Here is a 23,574-nt window from a genome sequence, read left to right on the forward strand (position 1 = left end):
TCAGTTTAATCCGTTTTTGCGTTGCGCCGATTGTGTGAATACTAGGTGCGTTCGAACGTTCCGCGGTCGCTGATTGCGCCTTGACCGCCGAGCGTAGACGACAAGGGGAGCCCCGAGCCAGGGGCACACAATTCTATGGAGAGCGCCAAGGTGAAAAATCGACTCACCCGGAATATCGGGATCAGCATGGTTCTAGGTTTGGGCGTGGGATATCTGATCCACGTCCTCGCAATCGATCACGCTACTGCGACAACGATCGCGGGCTATCTGTCGATCGTGACGGAAATTTTCTTGCGGCTGATCAAGATGATCATCGCGCCATTGATATTCACCACCTTGGTCTCCGGTATCGCCGGCATCGGTGGGCAGGGAACCGTGAGCCGCCTGGCTGGCCGGGCAGTTGCCTGGTTTCTGGTCGCGTCGTTGATTTCATTGGCCCTGGGTGTGGTGCTGGCAAACCTCCTCCAACCCGGCGCGGGCATGGGGCTGGTGGCCAAGGGCGGGAGCATCTCGACTGGACTGAAAACCGCCAGCCTCAACCTGCACGAGTTTCTGACGCACGTGTTTCCGACCAGCATTTTCGATGCGCTCGCGCGCAACGAGGCTCTTCAAATTGTGGTGTTTGCGCTGTTTTTCGGAGCGGGTCTAAGCATTTATCACAAAGATCCGCGAGTTGCGCAACTGAGAAACTCCCTCGATGGGATAGTGATGGTGATGCTCAAAGTCACCGAGTTTGTCATGAAGTTTGCTCCGATCGGTGTCTTCACGGCCCTGGCCACGGCAGTCGCGGTGAATGGACTGGACGTTGTGTTCACGTACGGGAAGCTGGTCGGATCCTTCTATCTTGGACTTGTCCTGCTTTGGATGGTCATCATCTTTGCAGGCTATCTGGTCCTGGGGAAGGACGTTTTCCGGTTGCTCAAGATGATGAGACAACCAGCTTTGATCGCCTTCTCAACTGCAAGTAGCGAGGCGGCTTACCCCTTGATGACGGAACGACTGGAACAGTTTGGCATCAGGAAAGAGGTAGTCGGCTTCACGCTGCCTTTCGGCTACTCCTTCAATCTGGATGGCTCGATGATGTACTGCACATTTGCCGCGCTTTTCATCGCGCAGGCTTTTGGGGTCGAGCTCTCGGTCACACAGCAGATCACAATGCTCTTCGTGCTGCTCATCAGCAGTAAAGGCGCCGCCGGCGTGCCCCGTGCGTCAGTGGTCGTCGTTGCAGCGGTTGCTCCGATGTTCGGTCTGCCCACTGAAGGTGTGCTGCTTATTCTAGGTATCGACCAGATCCTGGATATGGGCCGGACTGTCACCAATGTCATCGGCAACAGCATAGCTACCGCTGCGCTTGCGCGTCTTGAGGGGGGTGATGTGCCAATGACGACGGATCTTGTTCCTGGGCTTGCGACAACGCAAAGAGACTGATCCATATCGATATGTGAGCCTGGCTGGGTCAGCCTGATCAGGCATCTTGAACGCTACTGTTGAACGTTTTTCGAAAATCATGAATACCTTAAATGCGATAACTCAAGACCGCGGCGAGCTGGCACCTGGCGGGCTGCTGCGCGTGGGCGTGGTCTACGCGCCGGCAATGTCCACCTTCTTTGTCGAGCTGGATGAGAGCGGCGCGCCGCATGGCCCGACTGTCGAACTTGGGAAAGGTCTGGCGAAGTGGCTCGGTTGCGAAGTCACTTTTAATGCGGTGCCGAACTCGGGCGAGCTGGCAGACGCCGTCGAGGCGAAGCAGATAGACGTAGCGTTCATGCCGATGGACGAAGAAAGGAAGCAGCGCGTCGCCTTCGGCCCCTCCTATTTCGTCATTGAAAGTACCGCATTGGTAAATGCGGATTCGACATTCCAATTCACGATGGATCTTAACCAGCGCGGCGTTCGCGCGGCCGGGATCGCTAACACTACAACGATACGCAATGCAGAAAGGGTGTTGAGCGCGGCGCAGATCGTCCCGGTGTCCTCCGTTGAAGAAGCGATGTCAGGGCTGCAGGACAAGAAAGTAGATGCTGTTGTGCTTTCGCGAGATGTTTTGACGGCGTACCAAGCCAAAATTCCGAGCACCCGTGTTCTCGATGGAACGCTTCATAGCACCGGCATCGCCGTATCGGTGGCGAAGGATCGGCCGGTTGGACTATGTGCCGTCAGCAGCTTTCTCGAGAGTGCCAAATCCTCGGGTTTGGTCAGGAAACTCTTCGACGACGCAGGATTTACGTCGGATCCTGTTGCACCTCCCGGTATCTAGCCAATCGCAGTGTGTCCATCCGGCTCCACGCCTGTTGGAAGCTTACAAAATCTACTGAACAAAAATTGATCATGCCGAAATTAGCTCATCGGGCAACTGAAGTTCGCCCATCACCCACCATGACCATCTCGGCACGGGCTGCCGAGATGAAGCGCCAGGGTAAGGACGTTATCCCCTTCAGCCTTGGGGAACCCGATTTTCACACTCCGCGAAACATCAAGGAGGCGGGGATGAAGGCCATCACGAGCGACTTCACCAAGTACACCGCCGCCGACGGCTACGGCCCGCTGAAGAAAGCCATCGCCGATAAGATGTTGCGGGATAGTGGGATCGCCTATTTGCCTGCGCAGATCGTCATCGGCAGCGGCGCGAAAGTAATTCTGCTCGCGAGCTTGTACACGATCGTGGATGCCGGTAATGAGGTCATCATTCCAGCGCCCTATTGGGTGACTTATCCTGACCACGTGGAGATGGTGGGTGGCGTCCCTGTCATTGTTGAGTGTCCGGAAGCGTCAGGATTCAAACTGACGCCGAAGCTGCTGCGGGCGTCGTTGACGGAGAAGACCCGGGCGATCATCTTCAACTCGCCCAACAATCCATCGGGTGCAGTGTATTCGGCTGATGAGATCCGTGCGCTCGCGGAAGTGTTGAAGCAGCGCCCGGACGTATGGATTCTGACCGACGAGCTGTATGAACACATTACGTTCGATGGCGTTAAAGCACCGTCGTTCGTTGAAGTTATGCCAGACATGGCTGATCGTGTTATCGCGGTCAACGGCTTTTCGAAAGGCTACGTCATGACAGGCTGGCGCTTGGGGTTTGCTGCTGGCCCGCTCGATGTCATCAAATCGATCGGCGATTTACTTAGCTCCATGACTGGCTCTCCCAGCAGCATTGCTCAAGCCGCGGGGATTGAAGCGCTCGCGGGCGATCAGGCGTTTATGGATGAGAATCGCCGCATATTCCAGGAGCGGCGCGATGTGGTGATCGCACGCATCGCCGAGATTCCCGGCATTTCGGCGGTGCGACCTTCAGGCACTTTCTACGTCTATATCAATTGTGGTGAGTGGCTCGGACGCGAGACTGCCGCGGGACGCATCCTGAAGAAGGATGTTGACGTGGTTGCGGCCCTTCTTGAGGAAGCTGAGGTTGCCGCCGTGCCAGGCGAAGTGTTTGGCTTGAGTCCCTTCTTCCGGGTATCCATCGCCCTTGAACTCGATCAGATCCAAAAAGGACTCGACAGGATCCACAAATTTGCCCTGGAGCTTCGGTAGCGATGGACGAGCTACTAATTGACGCGTCGGAGGCGACGAGCCTCGCAGTCCGCGCCTTGATGAATTCAGGCGTGCGAGAAGTGCATGCTCGGACTCAGGCCGAGTTCCTTGTCGAGGCGGAGTTGCGCGGCCGTGCATCCCACGGTCTGCTTCGCCTGCCTCGTCTCATCGAACGTATTCGGAATGGCGTCGCGGATCCTGTAACTACGGGTCGCGGGCAGTGGCGGGGGCAGGCATTCCTGCAGGTGGATGGAGAACGTGGCCTGGGTCCGGTTGTTGCGTATTCGGCGCTCGATCAAATCTGCGATCGCGCCAGGCAGACGGGCGTCGCAATGGCAGCAATCTCCAACAGCAATCATCTGGGAATGCTTGCGCTCTACGCTGAAAGCGTGGCACGCCAAGGGCAAGTGCTGTTCGCGCTGACGACGAGTGAGGCGCTTGTCCATCCCTGGGGGGGCCGCAAGGCGATGCTGGGTACGAACCCGGTGGCGATCGGCGTACCAGCGCAACCGCGTCCGTTTGTGCTGGATATGGCAACCAGTCTGATCTCGATGGGCCAAGTCCACGACTACGCGAACCGGGGGCAGCCTTTGGAGCCGGGCTGGGCGCTCGACAGCAACGGCGATCCAACGCTGGATGCCGCGGCAGCGCGCCAAGGTTCAATTTCGCCATTCGGCGGACCCAAGGGCTATGCGCTTGGCCTGGGTTTCGAAGTAATGGTGGCAGCGTTGACGGCATCGGCACTCGGGACAGACGTCACAGGCACCCTCGATTCCGAGACCGTCTGCAATAAGGGCGACATTTTCATCGTGATCGAGCCGGCTGCGAAATCGTCCGTGGGTAGTGTCTCGGCTTACTTGGAGGCTTTGCGCGCGAGTTCTTCCGCGGACCCCGCCCGACCAGTCAACGTGCCGGGCGACCGCGCACACGCGATGCGTGAACGTAGTCTCGCGAGTGGCGTATCGATCGCGCCTGCCATCTGGGACAGTATTCGCGAGTACGCCGGAGTGCGTGCTCGTTCCTGAACTCCTTGGAAATATCCAATCATGCATACATCAATCGGCGTCATGCGCGCGCCCCGCTCGGTCCTTTTCGGAGCGGGCCAACGCCGGGCACTTGGCAAAACTCTGTCTGCCATCGGGAAGCGGGTTCTGATCTGCACGGATAAGCGCTTTGCATCCTCCGGGGACATGCTCGGGATCCTGGACGATCTCGCGCAAAACGGGCTGAGTGTGACGGTTTTCGATGGGACACTGGCTGAACTTCCACTCAGTAGCATTGAGAGATGCGTGGATATGATGGGTAGTGCCGCGCCGCACGTCGTGGTCGGTATTGGTGGCGGCAGCTGCATGGATATGGCCAAGTTGGTCAGTCTCCTGCTTACGCACGGAGGCCCTATCGACCGATACTATGGAGAGTTCAAAGTTCCGGGGCCGGTGACGCCCATCGTGGCCGTACCGACGACGTCGGGTACGGGATCAGAGGTGACACCGGTCGCGGTACTGGCCGACGACACTCGAGACTTGAAGGTTGGCATTTCGAGTCCTTACCTTATCCCTCATACGGCGATATGCGATCCCGAGTTGACCATGACCTGCCCGCCGGGCCTGACCGCGCTGTCGGGCGCTGATGCGCTTACGCACGCGATCGAGGCATACACCGCGGTCGCACATCCGCCCACGCCTGATTTATCGCAAGAACGAGTGTTTGTTGGAAAGAACGTGCTCAGCGATCAATTCGCGCTGAGCGCGATTGAAGCGCTGTGCCTTTATCTACCCCAAGCGGTGCGGAACGGCTCCGATATCCTGGCTCGAACGATGGTGATGAAGGGATCGTTACTCGCGGGTCTGGCGTTCGGCAGTGCCGGTACGTCACTCGCGCATGCGATTCAGTACCCAGTTGGCGCGCTTACCAACACGCCGCATGGGCTGGGAGTAGCGGTGTTGATGCCCTACGTGATGGAGTACAACGCGTCGGCTTGTCAAACGGAGCTTACGGCTATCGGGCGTGTCATAGGAGTTGATAACCCGGACGACGGCGCGGTGGCGAAACAGGCCATAGATCGCATCCGGGCGTTTCTGTCGGACATCGGCATCCCGCTTACGCTCAAGGACCTTGGCCTGCAGGAAGAAAAAATTGATTGGGTTGCCGAACAATCAATGCGTTCGGCACGGTTGATCAATAACAATCCACGGATGTTGGACGTGGACGCAATTGGCCAGGTTGTTCGGCGTGCTTACCACGGCGCCAACTGAGTCCCTCAACACCACCAAATATCCAGGAACCTTATGTCCGCTTTAAACAAACAACATCTCGACAGCATCCCGGTGGATCTCTTCATTGGTGGCTCATGGGTAGAAGCGAGCTCTGGGGAACGTATCGACGTGTTCAATCCGTCGAACGAGCAGCTATTGGCGTGCGTTGCGGATGCCGGAGAAGAAGAGGCCCGCTTGGCGGTGGATGCCGCGGAGCACGCCGCGGCTGGTTGGGCTGCTACTGCGCCACGCAAGCGTAGCGAAATCCTTGGCCGGTGCTATGAACTGATGATGCGCGATGCCGCACGCCTTGCCGCGCTCATCTCACTCGAAAACGGCAAGGCTTTGAGCGATGCGCGGGGAGAAGTCGCATACGCTGCCGAGTTTTTCCGCTGGTATGCAGAAGAGGCTGTGCGCATCAACGGAGAAATCAGTACGTCGCCATCAGGCGCGGCCCGCACTATCGTGCAGTATCAGCCGGTCGGCATTGCGCTGTTGATCACGCCATGGAATTTCCCAGCGGCAATGGCCACTCGGAAAATCGGGCCGGCGCTCGCGGCCGGTTGCACCTGCATTCTTAAGCCGGCAACTGAAACGCCGCTCACGGCGTACGCGATCGCGGCATTGTTAGCAGAAGCCGGCGTGCCTGCTGGTGTCGTGAATGTTCTCACAACCTCGCGCTCCGGCAAGGTATGTGGCGCGATGTTGGAAGATCCTCGCGTGCGTAAATTATCGTTTACAGGATCTACGGAGGTTGGCCGTGTCTTGCTCAGAAAGGCTGCCGACTCCATCATCAATTGTTCGATGGAGCTTGGGGGGAATGCCCCGTTCATCGTCTTCGAAGATGCCGATCTCGACGCAGCGGTCCAGGGGGCGATGATCGCGAAGATGCGAAACGGGGGCGAGGCCTGCACTGCTGCCAATCGCTTCTACGTACACCGATCCTTGGTCGCCGAGTTCACGTCGCGTCTTGCGGCACGAATGAAGTCATTGGTTGTCGATGATGGCGTAAACGAAATCACCGAATGCGGACCGTTGGTGAATCGCAGTTCCGTTAACAAGGTAGCTTCGTTAGTGGACGACGCAGTGGCTAAGGGCGCGCGCCTGGTGACGGGCGGTAAGTCTCCGGACCGTTCTGGATGCTTCTATCTTCCGACTGTCCTGGCCGACGTCACGCCGACTGCCGATTTGCTGCATGAGGAAATTTTCGGGCCGGTTGCCGCTATCGTCACTTTCGACACTGAAGACGAGGTCATTGGCCTTGCGAACGCGACCGAATATGGTTTGGTCGCTTACGTTTATACAAAAGACCTCGCGCGTGGCATGCGCGTATCCGAAGCGATCGAGAGCGGGATGATAGCTCTCAATCGCGGATTGGTCTCTGATCCTGCGGCGCCTTTCGGCGGCGTCAAGCAGAGCGGCCTTGGCCGCGAAGGTGCGCACCATGGGTTACTGGAATTTATGGAAGCGAAGTACATTTCGACCAACTGGTAATTTCCCCGTTGTGGCCGCTTACCTCGCTTGGCGTGGGGGATGTGCTTGAACAGCTTCAACCTGACTCATTGATTTTGCAGAACTCACGATTCCAGCGTAGGTGAATTTCGACAGGGGGGGAAGCGCAGCCCGGAGGTGCCTGGTATCCAGGCAGCTGACTTTTGCATGATCGCGTTGAAGCGCGCGCTGTCGGTGAAGTTGTCCAGCCAGCGTATCAGCGCCGGCCACGGTTGGGCACGGAACCACTCGGCGTCCGTGTGGGCGAATTGGCGCACGAATGGGGCGATGGCCATGTCGGCCAGGGCGGCGCGGGATCCGAATAAATAAGGGGTGGCCGACAGGCGTGTTTCCAGGCGGGCCAGATAGGCGGCGCCTGCCTGCCTATGCGATTGTGGCTCGGTGCCCGGATAGCGATCAGGGTATTTATAACGATCCAGGTCGGCTTTGAATTCACCGTCGCACTGCGCGATCAGAGCGTCCATGGCGGCCGGGGAGTCGTGCTCCGGTTGCAGCCATCGTTCCGGGTCATGCTGTTGCAGCGCCCAGCGCATGATGTCCAGGCTTTGGTCTATGACGTGGCCAGTCGGCAGGACGAGGACCGGCACCGTACCTTTGGGCGAAGCCGCCAGCAATTCAGCGGGCTTGTCGCGCAGCACCACTTCGCGGAGTTCGCAGGCGATTCCGCTCACCGCCAGTGCCAGTCGGGCGCGCATGGCGTAAGGGCAGCGTCTGAAGGAATAGAGGACGGGTGGGGCGGCTTGGGGCATGCGATGAAATGAACGGCTGAGGGATTTGGCTCTTTTACCATTTGCCGCCCGCCGCCCGCCGCCCGTCGCCAGCAGCCAGCAGCCAGCAGCCAGCAGCCAGCAGCCAGCAGCCAGCAGCCAGCAGCCAGCAGCCGGCGCCCAGTGATCTGCGGGCAGCGCCCAGCAGAGTAGCCAGCGGCCGGCCGCTATGGCCGTCACGGCGCGCGTAAACTACGCCTTTCTTCTCGCGCGGCCGGTGTCGCTGCGCGGCCTTCGGTCCTGGCTTTTTTACCGCCTCCATGCAAACCATAGAATTCGATCTCGCGCCTGGCGCTCCTTATATTGAAGTGAACCACCTGCTGAAGGTCACGGGCATCAGTGACAGCGGTGGTGCTGCCAAGGCCATGGTGGCGGACGGCATGGTCCGCGTGGACGGCGCCGTGGAAACGCGCAAGACGGCGAAGATCCGGGCGGGCCAGGTGGTGACCTGCGGCAACGTACGCATCGTCGTGCGCGAGGCCGCCGCGTCATGAAATTTCCTCGCTTCAAGCCCACGCGTTTCAATGACTCCGCCTTTGGCGTGCTGTTGCGTTCGCCGTGGTGGATGAGCGCGGGCATTGCGCTGGTATTCATTGTCGGTGCGGTCGCGGCCTTGCCTCAGACGTATTGGGCCATTGGCGTATTCGGCTCCATACCCTTTGTGATCATCGCGATCGTGGCTGCCTGGCGGCAGATGCGCGCGCCTTCGGCCGGCCAGGTGGAAACCGTTGCGGCGGCGGCCGCCATCATGCCGTGGTCGGCGTTTGCCGCGGCGATCCAGGCTGGTTTCGAGCGCGATGGCTGCCAGGTCGAGCGTTTGAATGGCAGCGGTGCCGATCTTGCATTGAGCAAGGATGGCCATGTCGCCCTGGTCAGTGCCAAGCGCTGGAAAGCGGCCCGCACGGGCGTCGAACCTGTGCGCGAACTGCAAGCGGCCCGCGAAAAGCGCGGCGCCCGTGAAGCCATCTATATCGCGCTGGGAGAGATATCTCCGTCTGCACGCGACTATGCCGCGAAGAACAATATCTCTTTCATGACTGCGCCCGAATTGGCGAAGTTATTGCGCGGTAGCAAGCTCTGAGGGTCGGTGCCGATATCGCTGCGAGGTCTTGTTTTTGGGGGTGCGTGCTACGATCCCTCCTGACACAGACAAATGGAGAAGATATGGGTACACGTGAAATCGATGGTTGGACTGTGTGCAGCGGAGCGTTTCAGTCGGGTGATGTGCCGGCAATCGCGGATGTGGAAATCCAGCGAGATGGCGATCCTGAATCGAGCCGTTTTTTTCGAGTAGTGACGGATTGCACGTTCGCGCAACTGGGTGATGCGAAGGACGCTTCCGATGTCGTTGTGGATCGCATCGAATCGATCGACGAAAACGGGGTCCCGTACCCCTTGACCTACTGAAGTCCGCGCAGCCACGAAGGCGCCCGCAACGGGTAAGCAGACCAGCGTCAGGATGATTGCGTGATGACCTGCAGCACCGACGCCATGTGACTGAGGTTCGTTGCCAGTCTATGAAAGCCACCGAGAGGTGGCTTTTGTCATTTCCGGCCAAGCGCATCGCGCTTGCCGGTGTCAGCGCAAAGAAAAAGGCTCTCCGTCTGGAGAGCCTTTTGGAATCTTGGAGGCGCAAGCCGGAATCGAACCGACGTTCACGGATTTGCAATCCGCTGCATAACCACTCTGCCATTGCGCCAGCAGTTCGGGAGACAAGTCCCGATATGCTCCAGGGATTTCATCCGGGACGCGGCAAGCGCGGGCGTCACCAAAGCGTGAAATTGGGCCAGTGACCCTATCAGCCAGGATGGAATTGGAGCAAGCCCGCTATTCTACACTATTTCGGCGACGGGCATCCTGCCGGCCTCAGGCGGGCAGATTGGCGCGCCGGAAGGTCTCCAGGGACGCAGGCCGGCAGGTATTCTCGTCTTTGCCCCAATCTTCCCTTTTTCCTGCTCCGGATATCCACATGTTCCAGAAATTGATCTTCCTCGCTGCCGCGACGCTTCTTGGTGTGGGCTCCGCTCATGCGGAGGAAGTGGGCGACGTCAGCACTGCCTTCAAGCTGATCGGCCCGAACCACAAGATCGTCGTCGAAGTGTTCGATGATCCCCGCGTGGCGGGCGTCAGCTGCTACCTGTCACGCGCCAAGACCGGCGGTGTGTCCGGGGCATTCGGCGTGGCCGAAGACAAGGCCGAAGCCTCGGTGGCGTGCCGGCAAGTGGGCGACATCCAGTTCAAGTCGCCCGTGCCCGCCCAGGAGGAAGTCTTCACCGAACGCGCTTCCTTCCTGTTCAAGCATCTGCGCGTCGTGCGCATGGTCGACGCCAAGCGCAACGCGCTGGTCTACCTGGTCTATTCCGATCGCGTGGTGGATGGCAGCCCCAAGAATGGCATCACCGCCGTTCCCGTGCCGGCATCGGTCAAGATTCCGGTGAAATAAGCAGGCCTTACTGGCAGGACATGGTCCGCAGCGCTTCCACGTCGCGCAGCGCGACATGCTTCTGCCGGACAATGATCCACCCTTGCGCCTGGAATTTGGAGAAGGTGCGGCTGACCGTTTCCAATTTCATTCCAAGGTGGTTGCCGATGTCTTCCCGCGTCATGCGCAGGTGGAATTCAGACGAGGAATAACCCCGCGCCGACAGCTTGTTCGACAGTCCGACCAAAAAGGACGCTAAACGCTCGTCGGCGGACATGCGGCCCAGCAGCATGAAGAAGCGCTGTTCGCGCACGATCTCCGCGCTCATCAGACGCAGCAGGTGATGCTGCGTGGTGGCGGCTTGGCGGCAGCGCTGCTCCAGCATGTTGAAGGGAATCACGCACACCTGGGTGTCTTCCAGCGCGACAGCGTCGCACGCGTGGTGTCCCGTATCGATCCCATCCATGCCGACCAGCTCGCCCACCCCGGGAAAGCCGCAGATCTGCTCGCGGCCCTCGCTATGGAACAGCACCGTCTTCAGCGACCCGGACACCACCGCGTACAGATTGCCGAACTCATCGCCGGCGCGATACAGCGGCTGGCCCTTGCGCACCATGCGCCAGCCGGACGTCAGTGACGTGCCGGCGGCCAGCATCTGTTCGCAGGATTCCGCTTCCAGGCAGGCGGGCTGCAGGGCGCAGGTGGTGCAGCGCGAGGCGCTCCGGTTGCGCAACATGTCGTCCGGGCGGCGCGGCATGACGGGCAACTGGCCGATGGAGATCGGAACGCTAAGCGCGGGGCGGGGTTGCATGAGGAACTCCAGGTAGGGGATGTCGATGCCGAGATTGTCGGCCCCTGGGCCGGAGTGCGCTATCGGGAGCGAGCGCGAAAGGATGACAGTGCGGGACTACGCTTGTAGTCCCATTCCTACAAGCAGGCGGCAGCCGGGGGAGGCTGCCTCAGAGTCCGAGTTCCGACAAGCCCGGATGATCGTCAGGCCGGCGGCCCAGCGGCCAATGAAACTTGCGCTCCGATTCCTTGATCGGCATGTCGTTGATGCAGGCGTAGCGGCGGTGCATCAGTCCGTCCGGCATGAATTCCCAGTTCTCGTTGCCATAGGAGCGGAACCAATTGCCCGCGTCATCATGCCATTCGTAGGCATAACGCACCGCAATGCGGTTGCCGTCGTGAGCCCAGAGTTCCTTGATGAGGCGGTAGTCGAGCTCCTTCTTCCACTTCCGATCCAGAAAGGCCTGGGCTTCCATCCGGTTGTTGGCGAACTCCGCGCGATTGCGCCACTTGGTGTCCAGCGTATAGGCCAGCGCGACTTTCGCGGCATCGCGCGTGTTCCACCCATCTTCGGCAAGCCGTACTTTCTGAATGGCGGTTTCTTTGGTGAATGGCGGCAGCGGGGGGCGAGTTTCCATGATTGCTCCTGGGCAAGTGAGAGTAGGACGACCTGTCTACATGCGCAGGCTAACGTAAGTGGAACGATCTGTCTACATATCATTGCGGATGGTGGACCGATCTGTCTACAATGCGCCATGTCAAGCACTCCCGCCTCCGTCGACACACTCCCGCCGCGCGAACGCATCCTGCACGCGGCCCATGCCCTGTTCTACGGCCAGGGCATCCGCGCCACCGGGGTCGACAAGATCATCGAGGCTGCTGCCGTCACCAAGGTGACGTTCTATCGGCACTATCCGAGCAAGGAATTGCTGGTGGCGGCTTATCTTGAATTCCGCCACGAACGCTGGATGCAGTGGTTTCGAGACGGTCTCGCGTCCAACCTGGCCGCCGGCGCCTCGCGGATCGACGCACTGGCGCTCACGCTGCGCGACTGGTTCGACAGCGCGGAATTCCGTGGCTGCGCCTTCTTGAATGCCGCGGCCGAATTCGGCGCCACCCATCCCGAGATACTGAAGGTCGTGCGCGACCACAAGAACGACGTCGCGCGATGCCTGGACGAGATATTCGAAAGCCCCGGCGGCACCCTGGGCCGCCCCCTGACGGTCGCCATCGATGGCGCTATCGTGCACGCCCAGATGGGCGAGCCCACCGACCGCGTCATCGATGCGATGCGAGGGCTATCGCGCTGCGTTCTGGGTGAATAACCACGGCGAAGGCGGACGTTATCCGCGGCAAATGGGTCTGCGTCCGCTCCCATCTTGCAGCAAGCAGCAGCGTCAGCCCTGCTGCGTCACCTTCTTGCACAGCGCCGCGACGGCGCGGCCGATGGCCTGTTCGTGGTCGACGATGCGCTCCGTGGGACCGGCTACCACGATGGCATAGGGTTCGCCGTTGATCCACACATAGCCGCCGATGGACGCGACGCCCGACTGGTAGCCGCCCACCGACATATACCATCCGCGCGCTTTGCCCTCGGCCAGCGTCTTCTTCAGCTTTGCCGCGCTGGTGATGGTGTTGGCGGAGTATTTGGTCAGGTCGAGCTCGTCGATCAGCGCATCCCGTTCGTCGTCGGCCATGGCCGCCAGCAGGCATTGCCCCGCGGCGCCGATGTGCAACTGGCGCTTTTCCCCGACCGAGGCCGCATAACGCAATTGCTGGTCCGACTCGACCACCTCGACGTAGTGCGACAGATGGCCTTCGCGCTTGGCCAGGTAGACAGTCTCGCCGGTGAGTTCCCGCAGGCCATGCAGATAGGAACCCATGCTGGATAGCAAGGGATCGTTCTCGGTGATGATGCGCGCCTCGTTGAAGATGCGCCGCGTCGGGTAGTAATCCTTGCCGTCGTTCAGGCGGTACAGGTAGCCATTGCTCTCCAACGTTTTCAGCAAGGCCAGGCAACTGGACTTGGGAAGCTCAAGCCGCTTGCTGACCAAGGACAGCGGCACCGGCTGCCGCAATTCGGCGAACAACTGGAAGATCTGCACGACACGGCGCGCGCTTTTCACGTCGGTCTCGGAGGGGTTTTTCATAACGCTCCCTGAAGTCGCGGAATTCTAAAGCACATTGCGGATCGCCAACTTGATCGTTATCATACGTTCAGATATACGAATATACGTTCATATATATGAACGATGTATTCGGGCATCGATGTCGAAGCGGTTCATCCGAAACCGTCGCGCACACCCTATCCAACCACCGATGAGACGAGGTCCCCATGTATTCCCACATTCAAGTTCGACCCCTTTCAGGCGCCCTGGGCGCCGAGGTCTTCGGCGCCAGCCTGTCCGGCGAGATGCCGGAAGCGACCGTCGCGGAGATCAAGCAGGCCTTCAACCAGTACCAGGTCATCTTCTTCCGGGACCAGGAAGCGTCGGATCACGATCTGGCCCGCTTCGCCCGCCACTTCGGGGATCTGGCGGTACTGCCGCCGCACCGCCAGCATCCGGGCCTGTTCCCGGAGTTGCTGGTCATCGACAAAAAGCCGGAGACGGGCCTGGTGTTCGGTTGGGAATGGCATTCCGACACCACCCACCTGGAAGTGCCGCCGTTGGGATCGGTCTTGGCCGCGCGGCAACTGCCGACGGTCGGCGGCGACACCATGTTCGCGAACCAGTACCTGGCCTACGACACCTTGTCCGAAGGCATGAAGGCCATGCTGGACGGGATGAAGGCGGTGCACTCCAACAGTCGCATCCTGGCGTCGCTGGAAGTGGACGACGTGCTGGCCCCGGGCCAGGGCCTGGGCAACAAGAACGGCACCATGTCCTCCGTGCACCCCGTCGTCCGCACCCATCCCGATACGGGACGCAAGGCACTGTTCGTCAACACCATGCACACCGAGCGCTTCGATGGCATGACGCTGGCTGAAAGCCAGCCCTTGCTGGACTACCTCTATGCACACAGCACGCGGCCCGAGTTCACCTGCCGCTTCCGCTGGGAGCCGGGTTCAATCGCCTTCTGGGACAACCGCTGTTGCCAGCATCTGGCGCTGGACGACTATCCGGGCCAACGCCGGCTGATGCATCGCGTGCAGATCCGCGGTACGCGTCCCGTCTGAACACGACTGCCGGCACAGGCAGAGGGCCGCGCATAGACGCGGCCGCCAAAAGAACGAGAAATCCGGAGGAACAATGAAGAGACTGAATATCCGTCCGGCGTCACGCCGGGCTTCCTGTACGGCGTCCTGTATCGCCACCGTGCTGGGGCTGGCAGCCCTGGCAGCTGCTACCGACGCCGCCGCGGGTGACTATCCCGACGAACCCATCCGCATGGTCGTGCCTTATGCGCCGGCCGGCGGCACGGACGAACTGGGCCGCTTGCTGGCGCAGAAACTGTCCGCCGCGGTGGGCCAGTCCGTCATCGTGGAGAACCGCGCGGGCGCCGACGGCATGATAGGCACGGCCTACGTGGCGCAGGCCAAACCCAATGGCTACACCGTGGCCTTCGTGTCGAGCGGGCACGCGGTCAATCCCACCCTGTACAAGAACATCACCTTCGATACCGTCAAGGATCTGCGCTGCGTCACGCAGACCGCCGTGCAGCAGATCGTGCTGGTCGTCACGCCGTCCCTGCCGGTGCACAACGTCAAGGCGCTGATCGACTACGGCAAGACCCATCCCAACTCGCTGTATTTCGGCACTTCCTCCAAGGCGTCGCAACTGCCGATGGAGCTGTTCGCCCGGATGACGGGCCTGAAGCTGACCGCGGTCCCCTACAAGGGATCGGGTCCGGCACTGACCGACATGATCGCGGGGCGCGTGCAGATGGGCTTCATCGCCGCCGCGTCGGCGATTCCCTACATCAAGTCGGGGCACCTGCGCGCGCTGGCCATCGGTGACGACCACCGTTCTCCGTCGCTGCCTGACCTGCCCACCGTCGCCGAAGCGGGCGTGCCGGGCTTCCAGGCCAACCTGTGGTCGGGCATGTTCGTCCCGAATGGCACGCCGGCGCCGGTGATCAATCGTCTCAACGAGGTGCTGGTGAAGGCGGTCAAGGACCCTGCTTTCGCGAAGACCATGCAAGACCATGGCTTCGAAGCGGCCGGCACGACGCCCGCCCAGTGCGACGCCTTCATCGTCAAGGAAATTGCCAAGTGGGCGGCGGTGGCCAAGGATGCGGGGATAACCGCGGAATAGGGGGGCTCAGCCCAGCCGCGGCGGCGCCGTGCCGCGGCTCAATCGAAGCTCCACCACAACTCCAGCGCGAAATAACGATTGTCGGCGCGGCGAGCCATATGGATGTCGGCATTCATGACGTCGCCGTCGTTCTGGTAATACCAGAGGAACTCGTCCACGCCCAGGTCGGCGCGTAGCAGGTCGATCAGCGTATTGGCCTGTTCGATAGCCTGCGGAAGCAAGGCCCCGAAATTGCCTTCCGCCGCCTGCAACCAGGTGGCGAGCTCCTCGATGTCCAGGGCGTCGGCGGCGGGCTTGCGGCGATGATCCTTGAAGCGCGTGTGCGCCTGGCTCGCGGCTTCGATATAGGTCCACAGCGTACCGCCCTCCGGAAACGCCGCGTGTGCTCGTTTGCAATGGTCGTCGAGAAAGGACAGGGTAGCCTGGGACAGCATCAGAGCTTCTCGAAATCGTAGTCCCGCTCGACGCGGCAGATACGGGTCTTGTAGCTGGCGTACCATTTCTCTCGCCCCAGGCGCTGCGCCACCAGGTGCTTCGTATCCTGCTTCCAGGCGGCGATGGCTTCCAGGCTGTCCCAATAGGACACCGTGATGCCAAGTTCTTCGCGCGCGGATTCCACCCCCAGGAATCCGGGCTGCCTGGATGCCGCCGCGACCATGGCATCGGCCATGTCTCCATACCCGTCGTCGCCGGGTGTACGGAGGGACGTGAAAATTACCGCGTAATAGGGAACGGGCGGCGTCTTGGCGATGGACATCCTTACCTCTGGCTTTACTGTCAATGGCCGTTTGTGGAGCAACGCCCGATCATACAGCCCGGCGTCTAATCGAGGTTGGCATCCGCGCAACCCGCGCCGTTGGTGATTCCGGCCGCCGCCAACGCCCGGATATCCTCCGCGCTACAGCCGCCCAACCGCGCAAGGATCTCCGCGGTATGTTGGCCAGGCAGCGGCGCCGGCGTGTCGTAGTCTCCCGGCGTGGCGCTGAACTTGACCGGGAAGCCCGGCCCGGACGCGCACGCCGGCGCATCCGTCAACGGATTCCACAGCGGGCGCACCATGCCGCGCGCCAACAGATGCGGCCACGACAAGGCCTGCGCCATGGTGCGTATGGGGCTGCAAGGTACCTGTACCGCATTGAGCAAGCGTATGATCTCGTCGCTCGATAACGTCCGTGTCCAGTCCGCCACGATGGTGTCGACCTTGGCGTTATTCGCCAGGCGCCAACCCAGGTCCATCATGTTCGCATCCGCGCGCAAGTCCTCGCGCCCCATGACGCGCAGCAGCGCTTGCCAATCCGCGCTCGTAGCGGCCCCGACGACGACCCAGCCGTCCAGCGCTTCATAGCTGTTGAATGGAGAGAATCGCATGATGCGACTGCCTTGGCGCTGGGGTAGCGCCAGCGCGTCGTAACAATCGAAGGGTTCGTCGAACAGCAGGGCGAACAGGCAATCGGCCATGGAGACATCGACCGACTGCCCTTCACCGGTCCTGTCCCGATGCAGCAGCGCGGAAACGATGCCCGTGGCGGCGAAGACGCCGGCGATGGCGTCGGACAGCGGCGAGCCCGCCTTGACGGGAGGGGCCTGCGGATGCCCGGTGATGCCCATCAAGCCCACGGCCGCTTGCACCATCAGGTCATATGCCTTGAGCCGGCTGTCCGGCCCGGTCGTGCCGTAGCCTGTCAGGGAACAATGAACCAGCGCCGGGTTGATCCGGGACAGGCTGGCGAAATCCACACCCAGGCGCTCAGCGACGCCCACGCTGAAATTTTCGATGACGACGTCGGCTTGCTTCACCATCTTCCTGAATACGCGCAGTCCCTCCGCCGTCTTCAGGTCAAGGCAGACCGACTTCTTGGCGCGAGCGCGTTTCAGGTAGGCGATCCCCATGTCCTGCTCGGATTGGCGCTGGAAGGACACCCCCTTCGGCCCCACGAAAGGAGGTGAGAAGGTGGTGGGATCGCCTGTCGCGGGATCATCGATCTTGATGACTTCGGCGCCCATCCCGGCCAGCAGCAGTGTTGCCTGCGGACCGGAGAAGAATCGCGTGAGATCCAGGACGACCGTGCCTTCCAATATCTTCTTCATCGCTATCGAGTGCCCCGCTGTGAGCCCGCCATTCGATGAAGTGTACGGAGCCAGTGTGCCGGTGCCCTAATAGGAATTGCATGTAGGGGTATATGGAGGAACTATGACTGGCCGGCTTGGGCACGCGCGCATGACGCGCCCTCCCAAGTGCCCGAGTTGACCAGCGCGTGTGCCAGTTCGGGAATGAGCAAGGCCACCTGGTCCGCCGCCGCGCCCAGGCCGACCACCTCGGAGGAATAAAGGCTGAGGCGCCTGACGAGAGGCGGATCGACGATACGGCGGACACTCAGCCCGGACAGCGCGCCGGGGCCGATGAAGGCCGCCGGTGTGAGAATGGTCGCGGCCTGTCCCTTGGTGACGATGGACTGGATGGTGGACAGCGAATCGAGTTCGGCAAGAAGGTCCATCTTCACCCCCGCCTTGTCGAACGCGCGGTCGATGAGGCGGCGCGTGATGTTCGCATGGGCCGGCAAGGCCAGGCGGAACGCGGCGGCGTCGGCGACGGAGATGTCGGCGCGCTGCGGCGTACCCCCATCCTGCGGTGCATGGATCAGGCAGAGATCCTCGTCGACCAGCGGAAGGTGCGCGCCGCCATGGTGCAGTGCGTCGTCGACAGGTTCACCCGGGGCGGACTCTGGATGCGCTTCGAACAGCAGGCTCAGTTCCAGGCGGCCGTTGGCGGCCAGCTCGTAAAGATGGCCGCTGAGGCTTTCGACGATCTTCAAGCGGACATCGGGAAATCTTTCTCCTACCGCTGCGATGAGCGGGCCGGCCAGCACATTGGCGGCGCTGGTCGGCATGCCGATGGAGACGGGGCCGGACGGGGTCGGACCCTGTACGTCGTGGCGCAGCCTTTCAATCTGCCGCAGTACCGCTTGCGCATGCAGATACAGCGCCTGGCCCGCTTCGGTGGGCGCCACGCCGCGCACGCTGCGCGCCAGCAGCCGGACGTCGAGTTCCTTCTCCAGGTTCATGATCTGCGCGCTCAGTGCCGGCTGCGCGATGAAGAGGTCCTTGGCGGCGCGCGACAGGCTGCCCAGTTCGACGATGCGGACGAAGTACTTCAGCTGTCTCAGTTCCATGTATTCCGGATTTCTTTGTGCGTAGCAGCAGGTGCCTGGCCAGACCGAGGGTAGTCCAGCCATAGGATACCGATATGCCGGGATCTTGATCTCATATTGTTCTGAAAAAAATCCGCCACCTATCATGGGCCCTGTTTCGCCAAGCCTCATTCGGGACGGATAGCCAATGATTCGACTGTATTTCTGGACGACGCCCAATGCCTACAAGGTGTCAATCCTGCTGGAGGAATTGGGGCTGCCCTACGAGGTGATTCCCGTGCATATCGGCAAGGGCCAGCAGTTCGATCCCGCGTTCCTCGACATAAGCCCCAACAACAAGATTCCCGCCATCGTCGATCAGGACGGTCCGGGCGGCACACCGCTGCCGATGTTCGAGTCGGGAGCGATCATGGTGTACCTGGCCGAAAAGGTGGGCAGCGATCTCTATCCCCAGGATACGGTACGGCGTTACGCGGTACTGCAATGGCTGATGTTCCAGATGGGTGGCGTTGGGCCCATGCTGGGGCAGGCGCATCACTTCCGGCGCTATGCGCCCGAGCAGATCGCCTACGCCATCGAGCGCTACACCAAGGAAGCGACGCGTCTATACCGCGTTATCGACCGTCAGCTGGCGCGTAGCCGCTTTCTCGCCGGCGACGACTATTCCCTTGCCGATATCGCTACTTATCCCTGGCTGCGCGCGTATCGCTGGCAGGGGCAGGAATTGAGCGACTGGCCCAACCTGCAGCGCTGGTACACGGAGGTCCGCGCACGTCCGGCGGTCCAGCGAGGGCTGGCCGTGATGGGCGAGAAGGTGGACCGCAGTGGCAAGCCGCCGGCGGGCGAACGATGGGCCAATCTGTTTGGCGAGAAACAATTCAATGGCCGATGAACCTTGTCAACCGAGTGGGAGTGCGGTAACGATGAAACCTGGATTGCCCATGCTGCAAGGCTACCGCGTCCTGGACATGACGCAGATCGTCGCGGGCCCGACCTGCACGCGCATCATGGCCGAACTGGGCGCCGATGTCGTCAAGCTGGAGCTTGCGCCGTTCGGCGACCGTACGCGTGTCGGTGGACTGCGGTCGCGCCAGCCCGAACACAAGCGATCGAGCAGGAGCACCTATTTCTTCCAGCACAATCATTCGAAGCGCAGCCTGGCGCTGGATTTCAAGAGCCCGAAGGGGCAGGCACTGATCCGCGCACTGATCCCGCACTTCGACGTGCTGGTCGAGAATTTCAGCCCCGGTGTAATGGAACGAGTGGGCTTGTCCTACGAGGCATTGCGCGAACTCAATCCTGGACTGGTCATGTGTTCGATTTCGCTTGCGGGGCAGGCCGGGCCCTTGAGCCAGAAGCCCGGCTACGACTATGTTGCACAGGCGTACGCGGGCGTCACCGACCTGATCGGCGATCCCCAGGGTGATCCGGCCTTGATCACCATGGCCATCGGCGACACGGCGACCGGCATTGCGGCGGCCATGGCTGTCGGTTTCGCGCTGTTGCATCGCGAACGCACCGGCGAGGGCCAGCATGTGGAGGCGTCGCTACTCGACACCTACTTCCAGATGCACGAGGTCGCCGTGCCCCGGGTCTCCCTGCGACCCGGCTATGTGCCCAAGCGGACGGGATCCCAGCATCCCGATGGCGGACCGACGGGCGTGTTCCGTTGCGGCGACGGTGGCTATGTCTCGATCGCCACGTTGCCGCATCAATGGGCTGCCCTGGTGCAGGCCTTGGGAATGCCGGAGCTGCTGCAAGACCCGCGCTTCGAATCGGCGTCGCTGCGGAAACAGAACAACGGCGCGCTCAAGGACATCCTGGAAGGATGGCTCGGAACGTTCGCAGGCCGGGACGAGGCGATGCGCGTGCTGGAGCAGCACCGCATACCTTGCGCCCCCGTATTGACCCTCAACGAAGCCATCGAGCATCCCCACCTGCGGCAGCGGCGCACCGTACGCCGTGTGCAGGACCCCGTGCTGGGTGAATTCGACATACCCGGCCTGCCCGTGAAGTTCTCTCGATGGGAGCCGCCCGAAGCCTTGCACGCGGACGCACTGGGCCAGCACAACGACGAGATCCTGAGCCAGATACTCGATCTGCCGGAAGACGAAATCCGCCGGCTCTACGAGGAAAAGGTGCTGGTGCGCGACGACATCGCGTAGACAGCGCCGTACCGCCGGGACAGGCGGATCACTCAACCTGGAGGAGACAAAAATGAGAAGGAGCCTCGTGGCCGCAGGCCTGGCGCTGGTCGCCTGCACCGCATGGGCGGACGACTATCCGTCGCACGCCATCACCCTGGTCGTCCCTTTCGCCGCGGGTGGACCCACCGATGTCGTGGCGCGCAACCTGGCCAAGTCGATGGGCAAGGTGCTGAAGCAGACCATCATCGTGGATAACCGCCCGAGTACCGGCGGCATCGTCGGATCCGAACTGGTCACCCAGGCCAAGCCCGACGGCTATATGTTGCTGCTGCATAACATCGGCATGTCCACCTTGAAAGCCTTGTCGCCGGATCTGCGCTTCAACCCGTCGACCGACTTCACGTATATCGGGCAGGTGGTCGATGTACCCATGACCCTGGTTAGCGCGCAAAAGGTGCCGGCCCAGGATTTCAAAGGGCTGCAGGCTTATCTGCGGGCACACCAGAAAGAGGTCAACGTCGCCAATGCCGGCATCGGGACGGCGTCGCACCTGTGCGGGCTGATGTTGATGAACCGGCTGAACCTGGCGTTGACGACGATCCCGTACAAAGGGGCGGCCCCGGCGATGACCGACCTGCAGGGCGGCCAGGTCGATTTGCTGTGCGACCAGATCACCACTACGATTGGTCCGATCAAGGCCGGCCGCATCAAGGCGTTCGGGAGCACCACGCCACAGCGGCTGCCGTTGCTGCCGGATCTGCCGACCTTGGATGAACAAGGATTGAAGGGATTCGAGGTCACGGTGTGGCACGGCGTCTATGGGCCCAAGGGGATACCCAAGCCCGTGGTGGACCGCCTTTCGCATGCCTTGCAGGCGGCGTTGGCCGATCCGGATTTCAAGGAGTCCATGAACCGCCTGGGCGCGACTCCTGTCGAGGCCGCCAAGGCGACGCCCCAGGGCTTGCTGGACCAATTGCGCGGCCAGGAAGCCGTGTGGACGCCCCTCATCCAGAGTTCCCGCGCATTCCTGCAGTAGGCACACCATTCACCGGAGACAGCATTCATGACCATCAAGCAGATCGAGATGTACTGGGACGTTGGCAGCACCAATACCTATTTCGCCTTGAAACTGATCAAGCCGCTGCTGGAGCGCTATCAGGTGGGGCTGGTCCTGCATCCTTTCAACCTGGGCTACGTCTTCCGCAACAACAACTACGACCTGATGAAGGAATCCAAGGCCAAGCTGCGTAACCGCAAGCGCGACCTGATGCGGTGGGCGGAGAAGTACCAACTGCCGTTCAAGATGCCGAGCCAGTTCCCGATCAAGTCCAGCCGGGCCTTGCGCGGGTCCATCGTGATGCGCGACTACGGCAAGGAGTTCGAATTCGTGGAGCGGGTGATGTCCGCCTACTGGGAAGACGGTGATGCGGGCATCGCGGAATACGCAGGGCTGCGCCAGATCGCTGAAAGCCTGGGCGTGGATCCGGACGAGTTCGAGCGGCGCTGCGTCAGCGACGAAGTGGGCGCCGAACTCGCCAAGAGTACTGACCGCGGCGTGGAGCGGGATGTCTTCGGCGTGCCGATGATCATCGTCGGCGAAGAACTGTTCTGGGGCAAGGACCGGATGGAATTTGTCGAGGACGAACTACGGCGGTTGACGGACGCCGCTGAGTGAATTTCGGTCATGCGGCCACGGCACGCGCCTTCAGTCGCAGGGCGCTGAACACGACGCCGGCGGTCGAGCCCTTCATCATGTTGCCTCTCGCTTGGCCGTGGTGACCGAATCAGGCGTGAGAATACAAGGGCAGCCCTTCATGCGGCAGGCGCGCGGTCAGCAAGGTTCCCGTTTGCGACTCGACCATGATCAGCTCGTTGGTGCCGGGACGGTAGGCCAGGTTGGTCAATGTCGCGCCGATGGGACTGCGGACATAGTGGGTGATCTCGCCATGGGCGTTGAGCAGGAAAGCGCCCCGCAGGCTGGCGTGCCCGACCGCGACGCCGTTGTTGACATCGACGGCCAGGCCGTCCGGGCCGCTGGCACCGAAGAAGGCCTGGAACTGGCCGACCTTGTTGACGCCGCCGCTGGCGGGCAGCGGCGCGCGCCAGATGGCGTTGGCGCGCGTCACCGCGACATACAGCACGCTGCCGTCGGCATTGAGCGCCAGTCCGTTCGGGCTGGGCGCATTGCGGATCAACGGTTCCAGCCGGCCATCGGCGCCCAGCCGATAGACATGCCCGGTCGGATCCTGCATGCCGGTCTGCCCCTGGTCGGTGAACAGGCAGGCGCCCTGCGCATCGAAGGTCAGGTCGTTGATGCCCTTGAACGACTCGCTGTTCCGATGCGGCATGACCGCCTGAGGCTTATCCGCGCCCGGCTCCAGCCGCAGGATGCCCCGGCGGTAATCGGCGATCCACAGTGAACCGTCACGATGGAAGGCGCTGCCATTGGGCCAGCCGTCGTAGTGCGCGGCCAGCGTCCAGTTCAAGGCCGTATCGATACGGAAGATGCGGCCATTGGGAATATCGGTAACCCACAGGTTGCCATCGCGGTCGAAGGATGGCCCTTCCAGAAAGCTGTCCAGCGCGTGGCCCGGCTTGTTGGCATCGCTCCATTCAGTGCGTTGCGCTTGGCGAAACTGCTCCGGCAGGCGCGTCAGGATGGTGGCGTCGATGATCTCGGGTGGTTTGAAACTCAGGTTCCACATATGGGTTTGCAATGTCCAGTTCGAGGTTTGTCTTCGTGACG

Annotated in this window: 26 protein-coding genes and 1 tRNA gene; 17 read left to right on the forward strand and 10 right to left on the reverse strand. The window is 61.4% G+C overall.

Features of this window, described 5'->3' with window-relative positions:
* Nucleotides 1-150: 150 nt before the first annotated feature.
* From CEY05_RS24650 to CEY05_RS24675, 6 genes are all read left to right on the forward strand, one after another.
* The gene (locus tag CEY05_RS24650) at nt 151-1,428 is read left to right on the forward strand and encodes a dicarboxylate/amino acid:cation symporter (RefSeq protein WP_088599933.1); all 1,278 of its coding nucleotides are present in this window, start codon (nt 151-153) and stop codon (nt 1,426-1,428) included.
* A 46-nt stretch (nt 1,429-1,474) separates the two neighbouring features.
* Entirely contained in the window at nt 1,475-2,257 is a 783-nt protein-coding gene (locus tag CEY05_RS24655; RefSeq protein WP_143220636.1) for a transporter substrate-binding domain-containing protein, read from the forward strand.
* Nucleotides 2,258-2,328: 71 nt separating this feature from the next.
* Nucleotides 2,329-3,531 carry a pyridoxal phosphate-dependent aminotransferase gene (locus tag CEY05_RS24660; RefSeq protein WP_158219415.1) on the forward strand — a complete coding sequence of 401 codons (1,203 nt, stop codon included), beginning with the start codon at nt 2,329-2,331 and terminating at the stop codon, nt 3,529-3,531.
* Nucleotides 3,532-3,533: 2 nt separating this feature from the next.
* Nucleotides 3,534-4,556: an Ldh family oxidoreductase gene (locus tag CEY05_RS24665; RefSeq protein WP_088599921.1), complete on the forward strand. Its 1,023-nt coding sequence runs from the start codon at nt 3,534-3,536 to the stop codon at nt 4,554-4,556.
* Nucleotides 4,557-4,577: 21 nt separating this feature from the next.
* A complete protein-coding gene (locus CEY05_RS24670) occupies nt 4,578-5,786 on the forward strand; it encodes an iron-containing alcohol dehydrogenase (protein ID WP_088599922.1) in 1,209 nt (402 codons plus the stop codon).
* 33 nt (nt 5,787-5,819) lie between these two features.
* Nucleotides 5,820-7,280 (forward strand): NAD-dependent succinate-semialdehyde dehydrogenase, encoded by a 1,461-nt coding sequence (locus CEY05_RS24675; RefSeq protein ID WP_088599923.1) that lies wholly within the window; start codon nt 5,820-5,822, stop codon nt 7,278-7,280.
* Between the two features lie 83 nt (nt 7,281-7,363).
* On the opposite strand, the gene CEY05_RS24680 is transcribed toward CEY05_RS24675, so the two are convergent.
* Entirely contained in the window at nt 7,364-8,047 is a 684-nt protein-coding gene (locus CEY05_RS24680; RefSeq protein WP_088599924.1) for a glutathione S-transferase, read from the reverse strand.
* A 278-nt stretch (nt 8,048-8,325) separates the two neighbouring features.
* Here CEY05_RS24680 and CEY05_RS24685 point away from each other — a divergent pair, with 278 nt between their 5' ends.
* From CEY05_RS24685 to CEY05_RS24695, 3 genes are all read left to right on the forward strand, one after another.
* Nucleotides 8,326-8,559, forward strand: a complete 234-nt coding sequence (locus CEY05_RS24685; protein WP_088600170.1) for an RNA-binding S4 domain-containing protein — start codon at nt 8,326-8,328, stop codon at nt 8,557-8,559.
* A complete protein-coding gene (locus tag CEY05_RS24690) occupies nt 8,556-9,146 on the forward strand; it encodes a restriction endonuclease (protein ID WP_088599934.1) in 591 nt (196 codons plus the stop codon). The genes CEY05_RS24685 and CEY05_RS24690 overlap by 4 nt, the downstream gene beginning before the upstream one ends.
* Before the next feature lie 83 nt (nt 9,147-9,229).
* A complete protein-coding gene (locus CEY05_RS24695; RefSeq protein WP_088599935.1) occupies nt 9,230-9,472 on the forward strand; it encodes a hypothetical protein in 243 nt (80 codons plus the stop codon).
* A gap of 218 nt (nt 9,473-9,690) precedes the next feature.
* On the opposite strand, the gene CEY05_RS24700 is transcribed toward CEY05_RS24695, so the two are convergent.
* Nucleotides 9,691-9,764, reverse strand: a tRNA-Cys gene (locus CEY05_RS24700).
* 270 nt (nt 9,765-10,034) lie between these two features.
* Here CEY05_RS24700 and CEY05_RS24705 point away from each other — a divergent pair.
* A complete protein-coding gene (locus CEY05_RS24705) occupies nt 10,035-10,508 on the forward strand; it encodes a CreA family protein (RefSeq protein ID WP_088599936.1) in 474 nt (157 codons plus the stop codon).
* Nucleotides 10,509-10,515: 7 nt separating this feature from the next.
* Here CEY05_RS24705 and CEY05_RS24710 read toward each other — a convergent pair whose 3' ends face one another.
* Nucleotides 10,516-11,298: a helix-turn-helix domain-containing protein gene (locus CEY05_RS24710; RefSeq protein WP_088599937.1), complete on the reverse strand. Its 783-nt coding sequence runs from the start codon at nt 11,296-11,298 to the stop codon at nt 10,516-10,518.
* Nucleotides 11,299-11,446: 148 nt separating this feature from the next.
* Nucleotides 11,447-11,914, reverse strand: a complete 468-nt coding sequence (locus CEY05_RS24715; RefSeq protein ID WP_088599938.1) for a DUF1348 family protein — start codon at nt 11,912-11,914, stop codon at nt 11,447-11,449.
* Nucleotides 11,915-12,031: 117 nt separating this feature from the next.
* Here CEY05_RS24715 and CEY05_RS24720 point away from each other — a divergent pair, with 117 nt between their 5' ends.
* Nucleotides 12,032-12,601, forward strand: coding sequence for a TetR/AcrR family transcriptional regulator (locus CEY05_RS24720; RefSeq protein ID WP_088599939.1), 570 nt, complete (start codon nt 12,032-12,034; stop codon nt 12,599-12,601).
* 72 nt (nt 12,602-12,673) lie between these two features.
* On the opposite strand, the gene CEY05_RS24725 is transcribed toward CEY05_RS24720, so the two are convergent.
* Nucleotides 12,674-13,426, reverse strand: a complete 753-nt coding sequence (locus CEY05_RS24725; RefSeq protein WP_088599940.1) for an IclR family transcriptional regulator — start codon at nt 13,424-13,426, stop codon at nt 12,674-12,676.
* 185 nt (nt 13,427-13,611) lie between these two features.
* Between CEY05_RS24725 and CEY05_RS24730 the strand changes: the two genes are divergently transcribed.
* Both CEY05_RS24730 and CEY05_RS24735 read left to right on the forward strand, forming a co-directional pair.
* Complete coding sequence (locus CEY05_RS24730; protein WP_088599941.1) at nt 13,612-14,454, forward strand: TauD/TfdA family dioxygenase; 843 nt, start codon at nt 13,612-13,614, stop codon at nt 14,452-14,454.
* A 73-nt stretch (nt 14,455-14,527) separates the two neighbouring features.
* Complete coding sequence (locus CEY05_RS24735) at nt 14,528-15,532, forward strand: tripartite tricarboxylate transporter substrate binding protein (protein WP_088599942.1); 1,005 nt, start codon at nt 14,528-14,530, stop codon at nt 15,530-15,532.
* Between the two features lie 38 nt (nt 15,533-15,570).
* Here CEY05_RS24735 and CEY05_RS24740 read toward each other — a convergent pair whose 3' ends face one another.
* The 4 genes from CEY05_RS24740 to CEY05_RS24755 all read right to left on the reverse strand — a co-directional run bounded on the left by CEY05_RS24740 (nt 15,571) and on the right by CEY05_RS24755 (nt 18,702).
* Nucleotides 15,571-15,966: a hypothetical protein gene (locus CEY05_RS24740; protein WP_088599943.1), complete on the reverse strand. Its 396-nt coding sequence runs from the start codon at nt 15,964-15,966 to the stop codon at nt 15,571-15,573.
* Complete coding sequence (locus tag CEY05_RS24745; protein ID WP_088599944.1) at nt 15,966-16,289, reverse strand: antibiotic biosynthesis monooxygenase; 324 nt, start codon at nt 16,287-16,289, stop codon at nt 15,966-15,968. The genes CEY05_RS24740 and CEY05_RS24745 overlap by 1 nt, the downstream gene beginning before the upstream one ends.
* A 65-nt stretch (nt 16,290-16,354) precedes the next feature.
* Nucleotides 16,355-17,620: a CaiB/BaiF CoA-transferase family protein gene (locus CEY05_RS24750; RefSeq protein WP_088599945.1), complete on the reverse strand. Its 1,266-nt coding sequence runs from the start codon at nt 17,618-17,620 to the stop codon at nt 16,355-16,357.
* A 101-nt stretch (nt 17,621-17,721) separates the two neighbouring features.
* Nucleotides 17,722-18,702 carry a LysR family transcriptional regulator gene (locus CEY05_RS24755; protein WP_158219416.1) on the reverse strand — a complete coding sequence of 327 codons (981 nt, stop codon included), beginning with the start codon at nt 18,700-18,702 and terminating at the stop codon, nt 17,722-17,724.
* A 166-nt stretch (nt 18,703-18,868) separates the two neighbouring features.
* Here CEY05_RS24755 and CEY05_RS24760 point away from each other — a divergent pair, with 166 nt between their 5' ends.
* The 4 genes from CEY05_RS24760 to CEY05_RS24775 are packed head-to-tail and all read left to right on the forward strand — an operon-like array spanning nt 18,869 to nt 22,503.
* The gene (locus tag CEY05_RS24760) at nt 18,869-19,573 is read left to right on the forward strand and encodes a glutathione S-transferase family protein (RefSeq protein ID WP_088599947.1); all 705 of its coding nucleotides are present in this window, start codon (nt 18,869-18,871) and stop codon (nt 19,571-19,573) included.
* A 31-nt stretch (nt 19,574-19,604) separates the two neighbouring features.
* Complete coding sequence (locus CEY05_RS24765; protein WP_158219417.1) at nt 19,605-20,846, forward strand: CaiB/BaiF CoA-transferase family protein; 1,242 nt, start codon at nt 19,605-19,607, stop codon at nt 20,844-20,846.
* A 52-nt stretch (nt 20,847-20,898) separates the two neighbouring features.
* A complete protein-coding gene (locus CEY05_RS24770; protein WP_088599949.1) occupies nt 20,899-21,864 on the forward strand; it encodes a tripartite tricarboxylate transporter substrate binding protein in 966 nt (321 codons plus the stop codon).
* 27 nt (nt 21,865-21,891) lie between these two features.
* Nucleotides 21,892-22,503 (forward strand): 2-hydroxychromene-2-carboxylate isomerase, encoded by a 612-nt coding sequence (locus tag CEY05_RS24775; RefSeq protein ID WP_088599950.1) that lies wholly within the window; start codon nt 21,892-21,894, stop codon nt 22,501-22,503.
* Between the two features lie 109 nt (nt 22,504-22,612).
* On the opposite strand, the gene CEY05_RS24780 is transcribed toward CEY05_RS24775, so the two are convergent.
* Nucleotides 22,613-23,533, reverse strand: coding sequence for an SMP-30/gluconolactonase/LRE family protein (locus tag CEY05_RS24780; RefSeq protein WP_198952898.1), 921 nt, complete (start codon nt 23,531-23,533; stop codon nt 22,613-22,615).
* Nucleotides 23,534-23,574 lie beyond the last annotated feature (41 nt).

This window comes from Achromobacter sp. HZ34 (assembly GCF_002209485.1).
GTDB lineage: Bacteria > Pseudomonadota > Gammaproteobacteria > Burkholderiales > Burkholderiaceae_B > Bordetella_C.

Excerpts from the sequence above, each read along its gene's own strand:
- CEY05_RS24660 (WP_158219415.1), top strand. The coding sequence starts at position 2,329 with ATGCCGAAATTAGCTCATCGGGCAACTGAAGTTCGCCCATCACCCACC.
- CEY05_RS24665 (WP_088599921.1), top strand. The coding sequence starts at position 3,534 with ATGGACGAGCTACTAATTGACGCGTCGGAGGCGACGAGCCTCGCAGTC.
- CEY05_RS24670 (WP_088599922.1), top strand. The coding sequence starts at position 4,578 with ATGCATACATCAATCGGCGTCATGCGCGCGCCCCGCTCGGTCCTTTTC.
- CEY05_RS24675 (WP_088599923.1), top strand. The coding sequence starts at position 5,820 with ATGTCCGCTTTAAACAAACAACATCTCGACAGCATCCCGGTGGATCTC.
- CEY05_RS24680 (WP_088599924.1), bottom strand. The coding sequence starts at position 8,047 with ATGCCCCAAGCCGCCCCACCCGTCCTCTATTCCTTCAGACGCTGCCCT.
- CEY05_RS24685 (WP_088600170.1), top strand. The coding sequence starts at position 8,326 with ATGCAAACCATAGAATTCGATCTCGCGCCTGGCGCTCCTTATATTGAA.
- CEY05_RS24690 (WP_088599934.1), top strand. The coding sequence starts at position 8,556 with ATGAAATTTCCTCGCTTCAAGCCCACGCGTTTCAATGACTCCGCCTTT.
- CEY05_RS24695 (WP_088599935.1), top strand. The coding sequence starts at position 9,230 with ATGGGTACACGTGAAATCGATGGTTGGACTGTGTGCAGCGGAGCGTTT.
- CEY05_RS24705 (WP_088599936.1), top strand. The coding sequence starts at position 10,035 with ATGTTCCAGAAATTGATCTTCCTCGCTGCCGCGACGCTTCTTGGTGTG.
- CEY05_RS24710 (WP_088599937.1), bottom strand. The coding sequence starts at position 11,298 with ATGCAACCCCGCCCCGCGCTTAGCGTTCCGATCTCCATCGGCCAGTTG.
- CEY05_RS24715 (WP_088599938.1), bottom strand. The coding sequence starts at position 11,914 with ATGGAAACTCGCCCCCCGCTGCCGCCATTCACCAAAGAAACCGCCATT.
- CEY05_RS24720 (WP_088599939.1), top strand. The coding sequence starts at position 12,032 with ATGTCAAGCACTCCCGCCTCCGTCGACACACTCCCGCCGCGCGAACGC.
- CEY05_RS24725 (WP_088599940.1), bottom strand. The coding sequence starts at position 13,426 with ATGAAAAACCCCTCCGAGACCGACGTGAAAAGCGCGCGCCGTGTCGTG.
- CEY05_RS24730 (WP_088599941.1), top strand. The coding sequence starts at position 13,612 with ATGTATTCCCACATTCAAGTTCGACCCCTTTCAGGCGCCCTGGGCGCC.
- CEY05_RS24735 (WP_088599942.1), top strand. The coding sequence starts at position 14,528 with ATGAAGAGACTGAATATCCGTCCGGCGTCACGCCGGGCTTCCTGTACG.
- CEY05_RS24740 (WP_088599943.1), bottom strand. The coding sequence starts at position 15,966 with ATGCTGTCCCAGGCTACCCTGTCCTTTCTCGACGACCATTGCAAACGA.
- CEY05_RS24745 (WP_088599944.1), bottom strand. The coding sequence starts at position 16,289 with ATGTCCATCGCCAAGACGCCGCCCGTTCCCTATTACGCGGTAATTTTC.
- CEY05_RS24750 (WP_088599945.1), bottom strand. The coding sequence starts at position 17,620 with ATGAAGAAGATATTGGAAGGCACGGTCGTCCTGGATCTCACGCGATTC.
- CEY05_RS24755 (WP_158219416.1), bottom strand. The coding sequence starts at position 18,702 with ATGGAACTGAGACAGCTGAAGTACTTCGTCCGCATCGTCGAACTGGGC.
- CEY05_RS24760 (WP_088599947.1), top strand. The coding sequence starts at position 18,869 with ATGATTCGACTGTATTTCTGGACGACGCCCAATGCCTACAAGGTGTCA.
- CEY05_RS24765 (WP_158219417.1), top strand. The coding sequence starts at position 19,605 with ATGAAACCTGGATTGCCCATGCTGCAAGGCTACCGCGTCCTGGACATG.
- CEY05_RS24770 (WP_088599949.1), top strand. The coding sequence starts at position 20,899 with ATGAGAAGGAGCCTCGTGGCCGCAGGCCTGGCGCTGGTCGCCTGCACC.
- CEY05_RS24775 (WP_088599950.1), top strand. The coding sequence starts at position 21,892 with ATGACCATCAAGCAGATCGAGATGTACTGGGACGTTGGCAGCACCAAT.
- CEY05_RS24780 (WP_198952898.1), bottom strand. The coding sequence starts at position 23,533 with ATGTGGAACCTGAGTTTCAAACCACCCGAGATCATCGACGCCACCATC.